This window comes from Microbacterium sp. UBA1097 (assembly GCF_002313585.1).
Taxonomy (GTDB): Bacteria; Actinomycetota; Actinomycetes; order Actinomycetales; family Microbacteriaceae; genus Microbacterium.
The window spans coordinates 187,510-201,575 of sequence record NZ_DCBW01000008.1 but is presented as its reverse complement, the minus strand read 5'-3'; the positions used below and the strand labels follow the sequence as shown (position 1 = coordinate 201,575).

General features: G+C 66.9%; 15 protein-coding genes and 1 pseudogene. 10 read left to right on the top strand and 6 right to left on the bottom strand.

What is annotated here, in order from left to right; all coding sequences use genetic code 11:
• Positions 1-65: 65 nt before the first annotated feature.
• Entirely contained in the window at positions 66-1,253 is a 1,188-nt protein-coding gene (xylA, locus tag B4F19_RS02375) for a xylose isomerase (RefSeq protein WP_292732630.1), read from the bottom strand.
• 91 nt (positions 1,254-1,344) lie between these two features.
• Between xylA and B4F19_RS02370 the strand changes: the two genes are divergently transcribed.
• Positions 1,345-2,541, top strand: a complete 1,197-nt coding sequence (locus B4F19_RS02370) for an ROK family transcriptional regulator (RefSeq protein WP_292732629.1) — start codon at positions 1,345-1,347, stop codon at positions 2,539-2,541.
• Here B4F19_RS02370 and B4F19_RS02365 read toward each other — a convergent pair.
• Entirely contained in the window at positions 2,495-2,884 is a 390-nt protein-coding gene (locus tag B4F19_RS02365; RefSeq protein ID WP_228177393.1) for a response regulator transcription factor, read from the bottom strand. The two genes, B4F19_RS02370 and B4F19_RS02365, sit on opposite strands and share 47 nt — an antisense overlap.
• A 99-nt stretch (positions 2,885-2,983) precedes the next feature.
• Here B4F19_RS02365 and B4F19_RS02360 point away from each other — a divergent pair, with 99 nt between their 5' ends.
• The 4 genes from B4F19_RS02360 to B4F19_RS02345 all read left to right on the top strand — a co-directional run bounded on the left by B4F19_RS02360 (position 2,984) and on the right by B4F19_RS02345 (position 6,323).
• Entirely contained in the window at positions 2,984-5,011 is a 2,028-nt protein-coding gene (locus B4F19_RS02360; protein ID WP_292732628.1) for a sensor histidine kinase, read from the top strand.
• 121 nt (positions 5,012-5,132) lie between these two features.
• The gene (locus B4F19_RS02355) at positions 5,133-5,534 is read left to right on the top strand and encodes a DUF4259 domain-containing protein (RefSeq protein ID WP_292732626.1); all 402 of its coding nucleotides are present in this window, start codon (positions 5,133-5,135) and stop codon (positions 5,532-5,534) included.
• A gap of 135 nt (positions 5,535-5,669) precedes the next feature.
• Positions 5,670-5,966, top strand: coding sequence for a YidH family protein (locus tag B4F19_RS02350; protein WP_292732651.1), 297 nt, complete (start codon positions 5,670-5,672; stop codon positions 5,964-5,966).
• Between the two features lie 12 nt (positions 5,967-5,978).
• On the top strand, positions 5,979-6,323 hold the full coding sequence (locus tag B4F19_RS02345) for a DUF202 domain-containing protein (RefSeq protein WP_292732624.1): 345 nt from the start codon (positions 5,979-5,981) through the stop codon (positions 6,321-6,323).
• On the opposite strand, the gene B4F19_RS02340 is transcribed toward B4F19_RS02345, so the two are convergent.
• The gene (locus tag B4F19_RS02340; protein WP_292732649.1) at positions 6,309-6,473 is read right to left on the bottom strand and encodes a substrate-binding domain-containing protein; all 165 of its coding nucleotides are present in this window, start codon (positions 6,471-6,473) and stop codon (positions 6,309-6,311) included. The genes B4F19_RS02345 and B4F19_RS02340 overlap by 15 nt on opposite strands.
• A gap of 107 nt (positions 6,474-6,580) precedes the next feature.
• Here B4F19_RS02340 and B4F19_RS02335 point away from each other — a divergent pair, with 107 nt between their 5' ends.
• Positions 6,581-6,769 carry a hypothetical protein gene (locus B4F19_RS02335; protein WP_292732623.1) on the top strand — a complete coding sequence of 63 codons (189 nt, stop codon included), beginning with the start codon at positions 6,581-6,583 and terminating at the stop codon, positions 6,767-6,769.
• 57 nt (positions 6,770-6,826) lie between these two features.
• The gene (locus B4F19_RS02330; protein WP_292732621.1) at positions 6,827-7,144 is read left to right on the top strand and encodes a YbjQ family protein; all 318 of its coding nucleotides are present in this window, start codon (positions 6,827-6,829) and stop codon (positions 7,142-7,144) included.
• A gap of 124 nt (positions 7,145-7,268) precedes the next feature.
• Here the strand turns inward: B4F19_RS02330 and B4F19_RS02325 are convergent.
• The 3 genes and pseudogenes from B4F19_RS02325 to B4F19_RS02315 form a co-directional block, all read right to left on the bottom strand.
• Positions 7,269-7,565, bottom strand: a pseudogene (locus B4F19_RS02325) (HsmA family protein); the annotation flags it as partial.
• Between the two features lie 184 nt (positions 7,566-7,749).
• Positions 7,750-9,081, bottom strand: a complete 1,332-nt coding sequence (locus tag B4F19_RS02320) for an FUSC family protein (RefSeq protein ID WP_292732619.1) — start codon at positions 9,079-9,081, stop codon at positions 7,750-7,752.
• A 210-nt stretch (positions 9,082-9,291) separates the two neighbouring features.
• On the bottom strand, positions 9,292-10,290 hold the full coding sequence (locus B4F19_RS02315; protein ID WP_292732617.1) for a LacI family DNA-binding transcriptional regulator: 999 nt from the start codon (positions 10,288-10,290) through the stop codon (positions 9,292-9,294).
• Positions 10,291-10,457: 167 nt separating this feature from the next.
• On the opposite strand from B4F19_RS02315, the gene B4F19_RS02310 reads away from it, so the two are divergent.
• Genes B4F19_RS02310 through B4F19_RS02300 form a run of 3 tightly spaced genes read left to right on the top strand, consistent with a single transcriptional unit; the run spans position 10,458 to position 14,031 of the window.
• Positions 10,458-11,960, top strand: a complete 1,503-nt coding sequence (locus B4F19_RS02310) for a sugar ABC transporter ATP-binding protein (RefSeq protein WP_292732615.1) — start codon at positions 10,458-10,460, stop codon at positions 11,958-11,960.
• Positions 11,957-12,982: an ABC transporter permease gene (locus B4F19_RS02305; RefSeq protein WP_292732613.1), complete on the top strand. Its 1,026-nt coding sequence runs from the start codon at positions 11,957-11,959 to the stop codon at positions 12,980-12,982. Before B4F19_RS02310 ends, B4F19_RS02305 begins: the two co-directional genes overlap by 4 nt.
• Positions 12,979-14,031 (top strand): ABC transporter permease, encoded by a 1,053-nt coding sequence (locus tag B4F19_RS02300; RefSeq protein ID WP_292732611.1) that lies wholly within the window; start codon positions 12,979-12,981, stop codon positions 14,029-14,031. Before B4F19_RS02305 ends, B4F19_RS02300 begins: the two co-directional genes overlap by 4 nt.
• Positions 14,032-14,066 lie beyond the last annotated feature (35 nt).

The following is a 14,066-nucleotide window of genomic DNA, read 5'->3' as shown; positions in this document are numbered from 1 at the left end:
CCGATCCGCGAGGATTGAGGAGTTAGCCACCACCGGCGTCGGGGCCGAAGCGGCGGTTGGACTGACTAGCGGGCGCCCATCAGGTGCTCGGTGGCCAGCTGCTGCAGACGCACGAAGCCGAAGCCCTTGCCGCCGAAGTACTGCGACGGGTCGAAATCCTCGTAGGCCGAACGGTCAGCGAGCAGGTCGTCGTATGACTCGCCGTCGCCGAGGGTGGTCACCGAGAGTTCGGGGACGCGGGAGGCGGCGAGCGCCTCCCGCACCTCGGGGTCGGCGCGGAAGGCCTGCGCCCGTTCCTTGAGGAGCAGGTAGGTGCGCATGTTGGCCGCAGCGGAATCCCACACGCCGGACTCGTCCTCGGTGCGGCTCGGCTTGTAGTCGAAGTGGCGAGGGCCCTCGTATGCGGGTCCGCCGTTCGGGCCGCCGTTTTCGAGCAGGTCCACGAGGGCGAACGCGTTGTGCAGGTCGCCGTGACCGAAGACGAGGTCCTGGTCGTACTTGATGCCCCGCTGGCCGTTGAGATCGATGTGGTAGAGCTTGCCGTGGTAGAGCGCTTGCGCGATTCCGGCGGCGAAGTTCAGGCCCGCCATCTGCTCGTGACCGACCTCAGGGTTCAGGCCCACGAGCTCGGGACGCTCGAGCGACTCGATGAATGCGAGGGCGTGACCGACGGTCGGCAGCAGGATGTCACCGCGGGGCTCGTTGGGCTTGGGCTCGATAGCGAAGCGGATGTCGTAACCCTTGTCGGTCACGTAGTCACCGAGCAGGTTGACTGCCTCGCGGTAGCGCTCGAGGGCGGCGCGGATGTCTTTGGCGGCGTCGTACTCGGCGCCTTCACGCCCGCCCCACATGACGAAGGTCTTGGCGCCGAGCTCGGCCGCGAGGTCGAGGTTGCGCAGCACCTTGCGCAGGGCGAAGCGGCGCACCTGCCGGTCGTTGGAGGTGAATCCGCCGTCCTTGAAGACGGGGGCCGAGAACAGGTTGGTCGTCACCATCGGGATGATGAGGCCGGTGTCGGCTAGGGCGCCCTTGAGGCGGTCGATCTGAGTCTGACGTTCGGCATCCGTCGATCCGAAGGCGAACAGGTCGTCGTCGTGGAAAGTGAGGCCGTAGGCGCCGAGCTCGGCGAGCTTCTCGACGGCGTGGACGACGTCAAGCGCTGGCCGGGTGGGTCCACCGAACGGATCTGCCCCGTTGTAGCCGATGGTCCAGAGGCCGAAGGAGAACTTGTCGGCGGGAGTGGGGGTGGGCATGACTGCTCCTTTGCACGAGGCACGCGGATAATTGTTGCGAGCAACAACCTATACCACGACGGATGCCTCCGCTATCCCCTACAGTGAACGCATGCTCGAGCCGGGAACCGACAGCGTCAGGGCCCGCAATCTCGCTCGCATTCTCGGGCAGGTCCACCTCGAAGGCCCTCGGTCGCGGGCAGCTCTGACCCTCGCGACGGGACTCAACCGTTCGACGATCGCCGATCTCGTTGCCGAACTGTGCACGGCGGGCCTCGTAACAGAGACCGCCCCCGATCCCTCGCGGCGCGTCGGCCGCCCGTCGCCGATCGTCGCCGCCGATCCCCGGATCGTCGCGATCGCCGTGAACCCCGAGGTGGATGCCGTGACGATCGCGGCGGTAGCCCTCGACCAATCGATCGCCGCCCGGCTCCGGATCGAGCGCACCGAACTCGTCACTCCCGGCGAGACTGCGGCTCTCGTGGCCGACACGGTCGCTGCGTGGCAGGAGACCGCACTCGCAGGGCGCCGCATCGTCGGCATCGGGATCGCGGTTCCCGGGCTCGTCCGCGCGCGGGACGGCCTGGTGCGCACCGCCCCCCACCTCGAATGGCACGATGCACCGATCCGGGAACTCGTCGCCGACGCGACCGGGCTGCCCACGGCCGTCGACAACGACGCGACCCTCGGAGCCGTCGCCGAGCACCTCTACGGCGCGGCGCGGGGACTCGACCACGTCGTCTATCTCAACGGTGGCGCCAGCGGCATCGGTGGCGGTCTGATCGTTCACGGGATGCCGGTGCGAGGGGTTTCCGGCTACGCCGGTGAGTTCGGTCAGAACCGTCCCGGCATCGCCAGCACGGCCGATCAGCAAGCTCCCGAGGGCGTCCTCGAGGACGAAGTCAGCCGCTCACGGCTTCTGCGGGCAGTCGGCCTGACGAGCGCCGACGACCCGACGTTGGCTGCTGTGCTGTCGACATCCGATGACCCCAGCGTCGCCGCCGAGACCGACAGGCAACGACGGATTCTCGCGACAGCACTGGCGAACGCCGTCAACGTCCTGAACCCTCGCGCGATCGTGCTCGGCGGCTTCCTCGCGATGCTCACGGAGGGGGCCACGGATCAGCTCACCGATCTCGTACGCGCGCAGTCGATGCCCGCGAACGCCGAGGACGTCGACATCCGCGCCGCGGTCCTGGCCGATGACAGGCTCCTGATCGGCGCCGCCGAGGCGGCGTTCGCTGGCCTGCTGGCAGATCCGCTCAGCCGGCTTCCGGAGCGGCCTGGTCCTCTGGAAGAAGCGCGCTGACCGCGCTCAGCAACTCCGCCTTCGTGAAGGGTTTGGTCACGACAGCAGAGAAACCTTGCGCGCACGCGTAATCGTGTTCGGCGGGGTCTGAGCGGGCCGTGAGCAGCAGCAGGGGCATCGCGGCGAGTGCGGCATCCGCCCGCACCGCCTGCGCGACGCCGATGCCGTCGAGACCCGGCATCATCCAGTCGACAACGGCAAGGTCCGGCTTCGACGATTGGATCGCCCCGAGTCCGGAGGTGCCGTCGTAGTATTCGTCAACATCGTGGCCAGCACGAGCGAGACGGATCGCGACGAGCCGGACGATGTCCGCGTCGTCATCGATGACGATGATGCGCGCCACGCGACCCTCCCTTCGGCAAAAGTCTGCTTCAGGCCTGCGAAAGCCCCTGCTGTGAGCCATGCTAGTCCGAAGGGGTGGGCAGGTCAGAAGGGATCGGGCATGACGCGGCCAAGCGTTGCGGCGACAATCGGTCAGGCCGCGCCACTATGGCGAGCCGTCTTCGTCGCCGGGCTGGTCACACTCGGCGGGGCGCTGGCCGTCATCTTCGCGCTCGAGCAGCGCGGCGAGATGAGTCTGGCGTGGTGGTGGCCAACGGCGGCTGTGGGGGCCATCGCGGCGGCGGCATCCCCGCTCCGCTGGCGGTGGTTGACCGCAATCGCGGTGGGCCTGGCGTCGGGCCTGGGATCGGCAGTCGCCGACCGCCCCCTCTTGGTGGTGATCCTGGGGTCCCTCGGCGTCGCGGTCGAGGCGTGGTTGGTTGCGACAGCGGTCTCGCGGGAACAGGATCGACCCCGGCTGACAACCCTGATGGACGTCGGTCGTTTCGCAATCGGGGCGATCAGCGGCGCGGCAATCGTCGGAGCACTCGTGGGAGTTGCCCGGGAGTTCAGCGGCGGCGACTTCGTGGATGCCTTCTGGACGATCGGCGCGTCGCACCTGTCTGCGATGGTCCTCATCGCCCCGTTGGGACTCATCGCGATCCCCCGCGCAGCGTCGGTGCGCTGGTGGCGCAGCGTCGTGCTCACCGTCGCGATGCTCGCCGCCACGGTGATCGCGTTCTTCCCCGGCACACCGGTCGCGGTTCCGATCCTCGCCATGCCGCTCATGGCATGGGCCGCGGTCGCCGAGCCGATGTTCTTCGTCGCCGTGCAGCTGCTCGCGGTCGTCGGCACCGCCTCGGGACTCACCGTCATCGGTGGCGGAGCGTACGCGGCTGCCGGCTCGGAACTTCCTACCGCAACAGCACTCCAGGTCTTCACGATCTGTTTCGGCGCGACGACTCTCGCGATCTCGGCATCGCAGAACGACAGACGGGCACTGGAGAGCCGGCAGATGGCGGTATCGCATCTCTTGCATGACGCATTCCGGCAGTCCAAGAGCGGGTTCGCCATCCTCCAAGAGGACGGCCCCGGCAAGTACTCCGTTCTCGAAGTCAACGCTTCCGCGGTCGTGATGCTGCGCAGCGAGTTCGAGCGCTCGGATACGGGACGCTGGCGACTTCGCGAGGACGCACTCCTGCGACCGTCGCTGGCCGAGGCGACATACGACGTGTCGGTGACCGTCGATTGGGAGGACGTGGCACCCGGAAACCCGCCAGCCACGATCACGATTGACGCCGTCAACCGCTCCGGCCTGAACCGCGTACTCCTGGTATCGGTCCAGGATCTGCGGCCGCTCCGAGAAGCCGAGCGAGAAATGGAGTGGCGGCTGGAGCGCGAACGCCAGGTGAGCAGGACGTTCCAAGCCCTCACCCAGCAAAAAGTCGACTTCGTCGCGAGCGTCACGCACGAGCTGCGGACCCCGATCACCTCGATCCTGGGATTCGCTGAGGAACTCAGCGACACGACCGACGACCCGAACGTCCGCGAGCAGGTGGAGGTCATCCTTCGCAACGCGACGCGGCTACGCGGGGTGATCGACGACGTTCTGCTGGTGTCAAAGCTCAGCCGCGGACCGGCCGCAGCTGACGCTCTGCCCGTCACCGATGCCGGGCTGGCGCTGCAGCGCAGCATCGAAGACGCGAAGCACAGCATCCAGCAACGCCACCTTCGGGTCGCCGCCGAGATCGAGCCGGATCTGCCCGTTCACGGTCGCGAGATCGATCTCACGCGCGTTTTCACCAACATCCTCACCAACGCGATCAAGTTCTCGCCCGATCGCGGCACGATCTCTGTCGTTGCCTACCGCACCGACCACCAGGTGGTCGTCACGATCTCGGATGAGGGCGAGGGAATCGCCGACGAGGACCTGACCCACATCTTCGATCGGTTCTATCGCAGCTCCTCGAGCACGAGCCGCGGGGTGCCGGGGACCGGTCTCGGACTCGCTATCGTCAAGGAGCTGTTGTCGTCGATGGACGGCAGGATCGAGCTCGCGCGGGCCGAGCCCGTCGGAACCTGCGCGCAGATCACTCTTCCGATCGCCGATATCGAGCCGGTCGAATCCACCGGCGCACCCACCCCCTGACCCCGACCCGAGTACGCGCGTCGGAGCGCATAGCGGCGCATGAAGAGGTTTTGCCGGGGAGTCACACCGGGGCCACCCGAGGAGCGTGAACCGTTCATCCGCGACATATACCGTGTGGGCCATGGGTGCATGGAGCGTTGAGCCGTTCGGCAACGATGTCGCGGCCGACTGGGCATGGGAGCTCGAGGACGAGTCGGACTGGGGAGTCGTCGACGACGCCCTGGCGGACGCGCTCGAGGACGTCGAGGACGTCGAACGCGACACGGCGATCATCGCCGTCGCCGCAGCCGAGGTGGTCGCGCACGGTCTCGGACACGCGACGCAGCGGGATGCATACACCGAGGAGGTCGAGTCCTTCATCGTGCGCGCCGGGCGACCGACGCTCGACACGGTGGCCCTCGCGATCGCCGCACTGACCGCGGCGTGCGGCGAGGGCAGCGAGCTGGCTACCGAGTGGGCGGGGGCCGGGGATCCGGGCTGGTGTGAGGCCATCGAGGATCTTCGCTCCGCGCTGACCACCTGAGCGCACGCGACTGCCCGAGTGAGCGGGGTGGGTCGCGCTAGGGTGTGACTCGTCAGCGAGCAGGGAGGGCCGACGAAGGCGCGGTTTCCGCAGTCCGTCTACCGACATGGCTCGGAGCCGGACGTCCGATTCACACTGGCGAACGAACGCACGTTCCTCGCCTGGATCCGCACCGCTCTGGCACTGATCGCCGGCGGTGTGGCTCTCGAGGTGCTCGGTCTTGCACTTCACCCCGGCCTGCGGCTGGCGGCGAGCCTTGGGCTGACCGTCATGGGCATGATCACCCCCGCGTTGGCGTGGCTCGGCTGGCAGCGCAGCGAGCGCGCGCTGCGGCTGAGCACCCCGCTGCCGGGGTCGCTTCTGGGCGCGGTGACCGGCGCCGCGGTCACCGTGTCGGCTGCGCTCATCTTGCTCGCCATCGTCTTCGCCTGAGACTGCACCCGCGTGGGCGATGACCTGTACGACCCGGGCCTGCAGCCCGAGCGCACCGAACTGGCGTGGCGGCGGACCGCGCTGAGCATCGCGGTCGGATCCGTCGTCGCGATGCGGCTGCTTCCGACAGCTCTCGGCAGCGAATGGTGGATCCTCCCCGGCATCACCGGGGTGGTCTTCGCCGTCGTCCTGTGGCAGTGGTCGCGCCGCCGCTACGTACGCGTGTCGCACGCAACGGTCACTGCACGAGACCACCGCATGATTCCCGACGGCGCACTCTTGCTGACCCTCGCCGTGTTCGCGGCGCTCGTCGGTGCACTCGGGATCGCCGTGCTGCTCGTGCTACCGCTTTCCTGACGATCTCGGCGGAGCTGTCGTCGCCCGCGGAATGAGTTGCGTGGCCAGTCGCACATGACGCTCGGGCGGTTCCTCACCGTACATGAGGGTCGTCGGGAGCGACATTGCCGCGGCCCCGAGCCGCCGCATCGGTTGCCTGACCGTCGTCAGCGGTGGCGACGCGCCGTGGATCGCCTCAAGGGCGATCTGTCAACCGGGTGGCGCCCACACCTGCGCGTAGCGAAGGTGGGTCCGGACCGCACGGAACGGAACTCGCCATGTCGAACCCCACCCATCAGACCGTCTGGGGGATGCTCGCGCAGACGCGGATGGATCACCCACACGCGAGCAGACGCCGCCTCCGCGAAGTCCTGCAAGAGCGCCTCTGCCAGGCCGGGATAGACATGCCCGCCGACGAAGTGGAGACATTCGTGCGGGCCGTGCCCGCGGACGATGAGCAGCGGTAGAAGCGCCGCTGTGGGCCGGCGCTTCCGCCGGAAGCACCCCGCTGGCAGACTGGCGGCATGCTCATCGTCACCACCAATGACGTCCCCGGTCGCACCATCTCCGCAGTCCATGGGGAAGTCTTCGGGCTCACCGTGCGTTCCCGCCACATCGGCGCCAATATCGGCGCATCGTTCAAGGCCCTCGCCGGCGGCGAGCTCAAGGGCATCACGGAACTGCTCCACGAGACGCGCATCGAGGCCCTCTCGCGGTTGTCGGCAGAAGCCGAGGCGAAGGGGGCCAACGCCGTCGTCGCGTTCCGGTTCGAGACAAACGACTACGGCGACAGTGGTGGGGTCGAGGTGTGTGCCTACGGCACCGCCGTCACGATCTCCTGACCTCGTCCCGGCTGGGGCACAATTTCGCCCCTCCGCGGGTTCACACCGTTCGGTCGCGCCGTGCTGCGCGTCCGTGACGGCTCGACTCGCGTCACGGCGCCACCGAACGGCGGATGCGTCGGCGTCAGGACGCGGAGCCGCCGATCATCGCACCGGCCGCGCCGAGGACATAGGGCACCAGCCAGATCGTCCACACCACGATGCTGAAGCGGTGGAAGACGGCCTTCTCGTTGGCGCGACCTCGAATCAACACGACCACCGCCCACGCCAGGTGGATCGCCATGAGGATGATGGCGGCGAGCCCCGTGATCGCCATCATCTGATCGAGGGCGCCGGCCTCCACGCCGTCCGCCCGGCGGTCTGAGGCGATCTGGGACATGAGGAGCGTTCCCGTCGTATCGGCGGCAAGGCCCAACGCGAAGAACGCGCCATGTCACCACGTCAGGGTTCGTTGCACCCGCTCTACCCAGACGCCTATCGAGTAGAAGACGAGGGCGAGCGTGATGAGGACGATCGCTGCGACCAGCATGACGCGATGCTAGCAAACCTTCAGCGTTACTGAATGCATCAGATCCTCAGACGGCGATCTCACGATTGATGACTCCTCAGTTCTCCTCGACCAGCGAATGGTGGATGCGAAGAAGGTCCACCATCATCGAGCCGACGAGAATCCAGTGATCCGATGACGGGGTGACCAGGGCGAGCGGCCTGGTGAGCGCTGCCGGTTCGAGGCCCGCACTGTCGGGGGCCGTCGCCGCATCCCGCCCCGGGGCGAAGCGCACATCATGCGCCGCCCGCGACAGCTGCTCGGCGATGGCTGCGATCGCCGGCTCGCTGCGCAGCGACTCGTCGTATCGCTCGTGAAACGCACGTGTCATCCCGACCGCTTGCGTCACGATCGGGGTGAGGGTGGCCACTGACCGCTCGAGTACCGCCAACTCGGCGCGGTGCCGCGGGGCGCGGGGATTGAGTGTCAGCGAATCGCGCGCCGACGCGATCGCAGCTGCAGCCGCGTCCCGCGATGTCCGCATTCCCCGCGCCTGTTGCAGCAGCGCATCGAGCTGCGCCGGAGAATGGCGTTCTCCGAGAGCACCCGCGAGCCGGTCCAGGGCATCCGCCAGCTCGTCGGCAAGGGCCCGCACCGCCCGCTGCGCGGGCTCGACGGAGAGCGGCGGAACGACCAGGACGTTGATGGCGAACCCGATCACGGCGCCGATCAGCGTCTCGAGAACGCGGTCGAGGGCGTAGTCGGGTGTGGCAGCGCCCAGCGCCAGGACCAGCAGCGCGCTCACGGCGACCTGGTTGCCCGTCCCGGGGGTCATCCGGAGCGCCCAGGCAAGCACGAGCGCGATGCCCACGGCCGCCGCAACGACCCAGACCGAATCACCGAGCAGCAGGCCGAGCGCTGACGCAACGAGTACTCCGACGATGACTCCGACGCTTCGTTCGAGTGCCTTCCCGAAGGACTGGTTGAGGCTGGGTTGCACCACGAGGAGTGCGGCGATCGCCGCAAAGACCGGCGGCGGGCCCGGAATCAGCCAGCCCGCGAGAAACCATGCCAGTACCGTGGCGATGGCGGACTTGGCAACCTGAAGCAACGACGAGCGCTGTGCTGTGCGAAGGGCGGCTGACATGCTCATGCCGCCCACGTTAGGGGAGGCGGCCGGTGTCTCAGCCCTCTGAGCGCCGGTCGCGCAGCCGGACCGTGACGACCTGGGCGACGAGAATCGCCGCGTGGAGCCCTTGTACGCGACGACACAGAGGGCGGCCGAGGCCAGCAGCCCGAGAACCGGCGGCGAATCGCTCCCGGTATTCGGCACCACACGCGTGCCCGACAGCGCCGCGGCGACAAGTCCGGCGATGGCGAGCACGGCGATACCGACGATCTTGATGATCGCCGTCGCGAGGGCTGATCCTTCGACGAGATGGTTCCCCACGAGGCGACATATCCTCCCACTCCGCGTCGGCCAGGCGGACCGCAACACGAGCCGGCGCCCCTGCCCCGCCGCCGGCGATGCCGCGCGCGGCGTGCTCGGGCCGGCGCTGCTCGGCCGCAACACGACCGGTAGCCTGATCGGCGAGCAGCTCAAAGTCCCGCCTTACGGCGACCCGTTCTGGAACGAGCGACCCGCGCGAAGCGTGGCGTGCTATGCGGTGCCTCGGAGTACGAGTTCGGGCTGGAACACGACGTGCGACTGCGGCGGCAGTTCGCCTCGCGAGGTATTCAGCAGCAGATCCACCGCGGTTGCTCCGATGAGGTGTGCCGGCTGGCGCACGGATGAGAGCGGAATGACAGCGGCCGAAGCGAAGTCGATGTCGTCGTAGCCGATCAACGCAACGTCTTCGGGCACGCGCAGATCGCGCGTCATCACAAGACTCTGCAGCAGACCCAGAGCAACCAGGTCGTTGGCGGCGAAGAGCGCATCCGGGCGATCCCCCGGTAGCCGTGCTGCCAGGCGGGCTCCGGCGCGTCGCCCCTCGACAACCGTGAGCGCGTCGGTTCCGACCATCTCGATGCGCGCAGACGCGACCGCAGCGATCGCCTGGCGCGCTCCTTCGAGCCGATCCGCGACCTGTTGTATGCCGAGTGGGCCGCCAACAAAGGCAAGGTGCCGCCGCCCCAGAGAGAGCAGATGCTCGGCGGCGAGCCGGCCGCCGACGATGTCGTCGACAGCGACCGACGGGAACGTCGGATCGGACGATTGCCGATCCACCAGCACCACCGGAATCCCGCGATCGCGCAACTTCGCAATCCGCGGCATGTTCTCACCAACGGGGGTCACGAGCACTCCGGCCACACGCTGCTGCTCGAACAGTTCTAAGTAGGTCTCCTCACGTGTCGTGTTCTCGTCGCTGTTGGCGACGAGAACCGACAGCGCAAGCTCACTCGCAGCATCCTCGGCCCCGCGAGCGACGTCGGTGAAGAAGGGGTTCCTGAGGTCGAGGACGATGAGGCCAATCGTGCGACTGCTCCCGGCCCTCAGTTGACGCGCAGCATCGTTGCGGACGAACCCGAGTCGATCGATGACCTCGCGAACTCGGGTGACTGTCGCGGGAGAGACTCGATCCGGGCGATTGAGCACGTTCGAGACGGTGCCAACCGAGACACCTGCCGCCATCGCGACATCGCGAACGCTCACACCCATGATGACCCCTCTGTCACACCCTCGCAGGGTGAAACGCATCACGGCGCCCACGTTGCATCTTCGTATCTTACGTTGACACGCGATGGAAGACAGCATATCGTTTCAGTTCGTAGGGCCTGAAACGATTCATTCTGGTCCTCAATGACGAGGTTTCAGGAGCCCATTTCATGACCACCCCCGTGCTCGAGTTGCGCGACGTCGAGAAGTCCTTCGGCGCTGTCGTTGCCCTCCGGTCAGGAACCATCTCCGTGCAGCCAGGTTCCATCCATGCCCTGGTCGGGGAGAACGGCGCGGGCAAGTCGACGCTCGTCAAGATCGTTGCAGGGCTGTACCAGCGCGACGGCGGCAGCTTTCACCTCGAGGGCGAGGAGGTGAACTTCACGTCGACCGCGCAGTCGAAGGCCGCGGGAGTGGCCGTCATCTACCAGGAACCGACGCTCTTTCCCGACCTGTCGGTCACCGAGAACATCTTCATGGGACGGCAGCCGACGAACCGGCTCGGGCGGATCGATCGCAAGGGGATGCGGCACGAGGTCGAGCGACTGTTCGGGCGGTTGGGTGTTCGCATAGACCCGGATCGGCCTGCAGACGGTCTCTCGATCGCCGACCAGCAGGTGATCGAGATCGCCAAAGCCGTCTCGCTGGACGCGAAGGTGCTCATCATGGATGAGCCCACGGCGGCACTCTCCGGCAACGAGGTGGACCGACTCTTCTCGATCGCACGGAGCCTGCGCGATGAGGGCCGTGGACTCATCTTCATCTCCCATCGATTCGACGAGGTGTTCTCGCTGTGCGACACCGTGACAGTCATGAGAGACGGCGCGTACATCTCCACGAGTGCGATCGCCGATACCTCCGTCGACGAGATCGTGCATCAGATGGTGGGACGCGAAGTGACGGAGCTGTTCCCGAAACTCGAGACCACCGTGGGAGATGCGGTCCTGACCGTTGACGGGCTCACGAGCCCTGGAGTCTTCCACGACATCTCGTTCACCGTGAGATCGGGAGAGATCGTCGCTCTCGCCGGCCTGGTCGGGGCAGGCAGGAGCGAGGTCGCCCGCGCCATCTTCGGCGTGGACACATACTCGGCCGGGTCTGTGCGGGTTCTCGACCGTGTCGTTCCGCGCAACCGACCGGTCGCCGCGATGCAAGCGGGCATCGCGCTTGTGCCAGAGGACCGCCGCAAGCAGGGGCTGGTGATCGACACCGGCGTCGCGCGCAATATCACCATGGCGATTCGGTCGCAGCTCGCGCGCTTCGGTCTCATCACAACCGCTGCCGAGAACCGTGCCGCACGTGAGTGGGCAAGCCGACTCGAGGTGAAAACCTACGCGCTGGACACCGTGGCCTCGACGCTCTCAGGGGGAAATCAGCAGAAGGTCGTGCTCGCCAAGTGGCTCGCGACGAGCCCGAAGATCCTTATCGTCGACGAACCCACCCGGGGAATCGACGTCGGCACGAAGTCGGAAGTCCACCGACTGCTCTCGGAACTCGCTCGCCAAGGAATGGCGATCCTCATGATCTCGTCCGAACTGCCCGAGGTGCTGGGCATGGCAGATCGCGTCCTGGTGATGCGCGAGGGTCGGATCACCTCGGAGATCGAGCGAGCAGAGGCGACCTCGGAGAACGTCATGTTCGCCGCCACGCACGCATCGGAGATGCACGCATGACCACGACCGTTTCCATCCCCGAGAGCACTCTGACCAAACGCTTCAGCTTCTTTTCACGGGCCCGCGAGGTCGGAATCCTGCTCGCGCTGGTGCTCGTGATCACCGCGGCGACGATCAAGAACCCGGCGTTCCTGTTCAGCTCCGACGGATGGCGTGACCTTCTTCTGACACCCTCGATCCTCGTCCTGGTCGCCGTCGGCCAGGCCATTGTGATCATCACCCGCAGCGTTGACCTCTCCGTAGGCTCGGTGATGGGGCTGACCGCCTACCTCACGGGGCGACTGTTCATCGACGTCCCTGGCATCCCGATCCCGCTGGTCGTGATCGCTGCCGTGCTCTTCGGTGCACTCCTCGGCGCCGTGAACGGTCTGCTGGTGGCGCTCGCAAAGGTTCCCGCGATGGTCATCACGCTCGGCACTCTCTACGCCTACCGGGGGATCAACGTCGCCTGGGCGGGAAGCGACCGGGTGAACGCGTCGGACATGCCTCGAGACTTCTTGGCACTGGGCACCGCGCAGATCCTCACTATTCCCGTTCTCACGATCGTCGCCGCGCTCGTACTCGCAGCCGCCGCGTGGTACATGCGCAACACCCGCGGCGGTCGGGAGTACTACGCGATCGGCTCCGACCCGGCCGCGGCACAGCTGTACGGCCTGAGGGTGACTCGCCGCGTTGTCACGGCGTTCATCCTGTCGGGCGCGCTCGCCGGGCTCGCCGGCGTGTTCTACGCAGCGCGATACGGGACGGTCAACTCCCAGGCGGGATCGGGGTGGGAGCTCGACGCCGTCGGTGCCGCGGTGATCGGCGGTGTCGCGATCACCGGCGGGGTCGGAACGCTCTGGGGCGCCGCCATCGGCGCGATGCTCCTCATGACGATCAATCGTGCCCTCCCGATCCTCGGCATCCCCGACTTCTGGCAGCGCGCGGTCGTCGGTCTGCTCATCATCGGTGCGATCGTGCTTGACCGAGTACTGGCGGTGCGACAGAAACGTCGACTCATCGAAGCGAGGGACAACTCATGACCACCGCTCCCAGCACATCCGCACTCCGGGTGTATCGCGACTACCAACGACCGATGTGGCAGCGAGTGCTGCTCACTCGCGAGAGCGCCATCGTCGGACTCCTGATCCTCGTGGCCGTGGTCTCCGCCGCATCCGTTCGAGGGTTTGCGCAGCCGATCACGCTGACCTACCTCATCATGGACATCGCACCGATCCTACTGATCGCGTTGCCGATGACCCTGATCATGATCACCGGCGAGATCGACCTGTCGGTGGGCAGCATGGTCGGACTTTCCAGCGTCACCACGGGGGTCTTGATCCAGTCGGGTGCACCGTTTGAGATCGCAGCGGCTGTGGCGCTCCTCGTCGGCGTTGTCGGCGGCGCCTTCAACGGGTTCTTCATCACCGTGGTGGGACTCCCCTCGCTTGCCGTCACGATCGGTACTCTCGCGTTGTTCCGCGGACTTGCCGTCGGTCTGCTCGGAACGACCGCGGTCACCGACTTTCCCGGCTTCTGGTCCGATCTCGCGAAGGCGAGAATCGGAGAGACCTCGATTCCGCTGGTGACCGTTCCGATCCTGCTTCTGGTCATCGTCTTCGCGGTCCTCCTGCACCTGACTCCGTTCGGTCGCGGCATCTATGCGATCGGGATGTCGAAGGATGCCGCGCGCTTCTCGGGCATCCATGTCGAGCGGACCAAGTTCATCCTCTTTGCGCTCTCCGGGCTTGTCGCTGCCTTCGCCGGCATCTACTACACCCTGAGATTCGGAAGCGCCCGAGGCGACAACGCGACCGGCCTGGAGCTCCAGGTGATCGCTGCCGTCGTCCTCGGCGGGGTCTCGGTCTTCGGGGGCCGTGGACAGATCTACGGTCCCCTTGCCGCGGCTCTTCTCATCGGTGCGCTCGCCAGCGCCCTGCGTCTGGCGAACATCACCTCGGATGTCATCAACATCATCACCGGGGCGCTCCTCGTGCTCTCGGTGGTGTCTCCCAGCTTCCTGTCGTGGGTGCGCACGCTCGGCGCCCGCAGAGGGAGAAAACGGTCAGGCGTTGCCTCCACAGCACCTTGACCCACAGCAGCCGCACGACGTGCGGCATACCAACG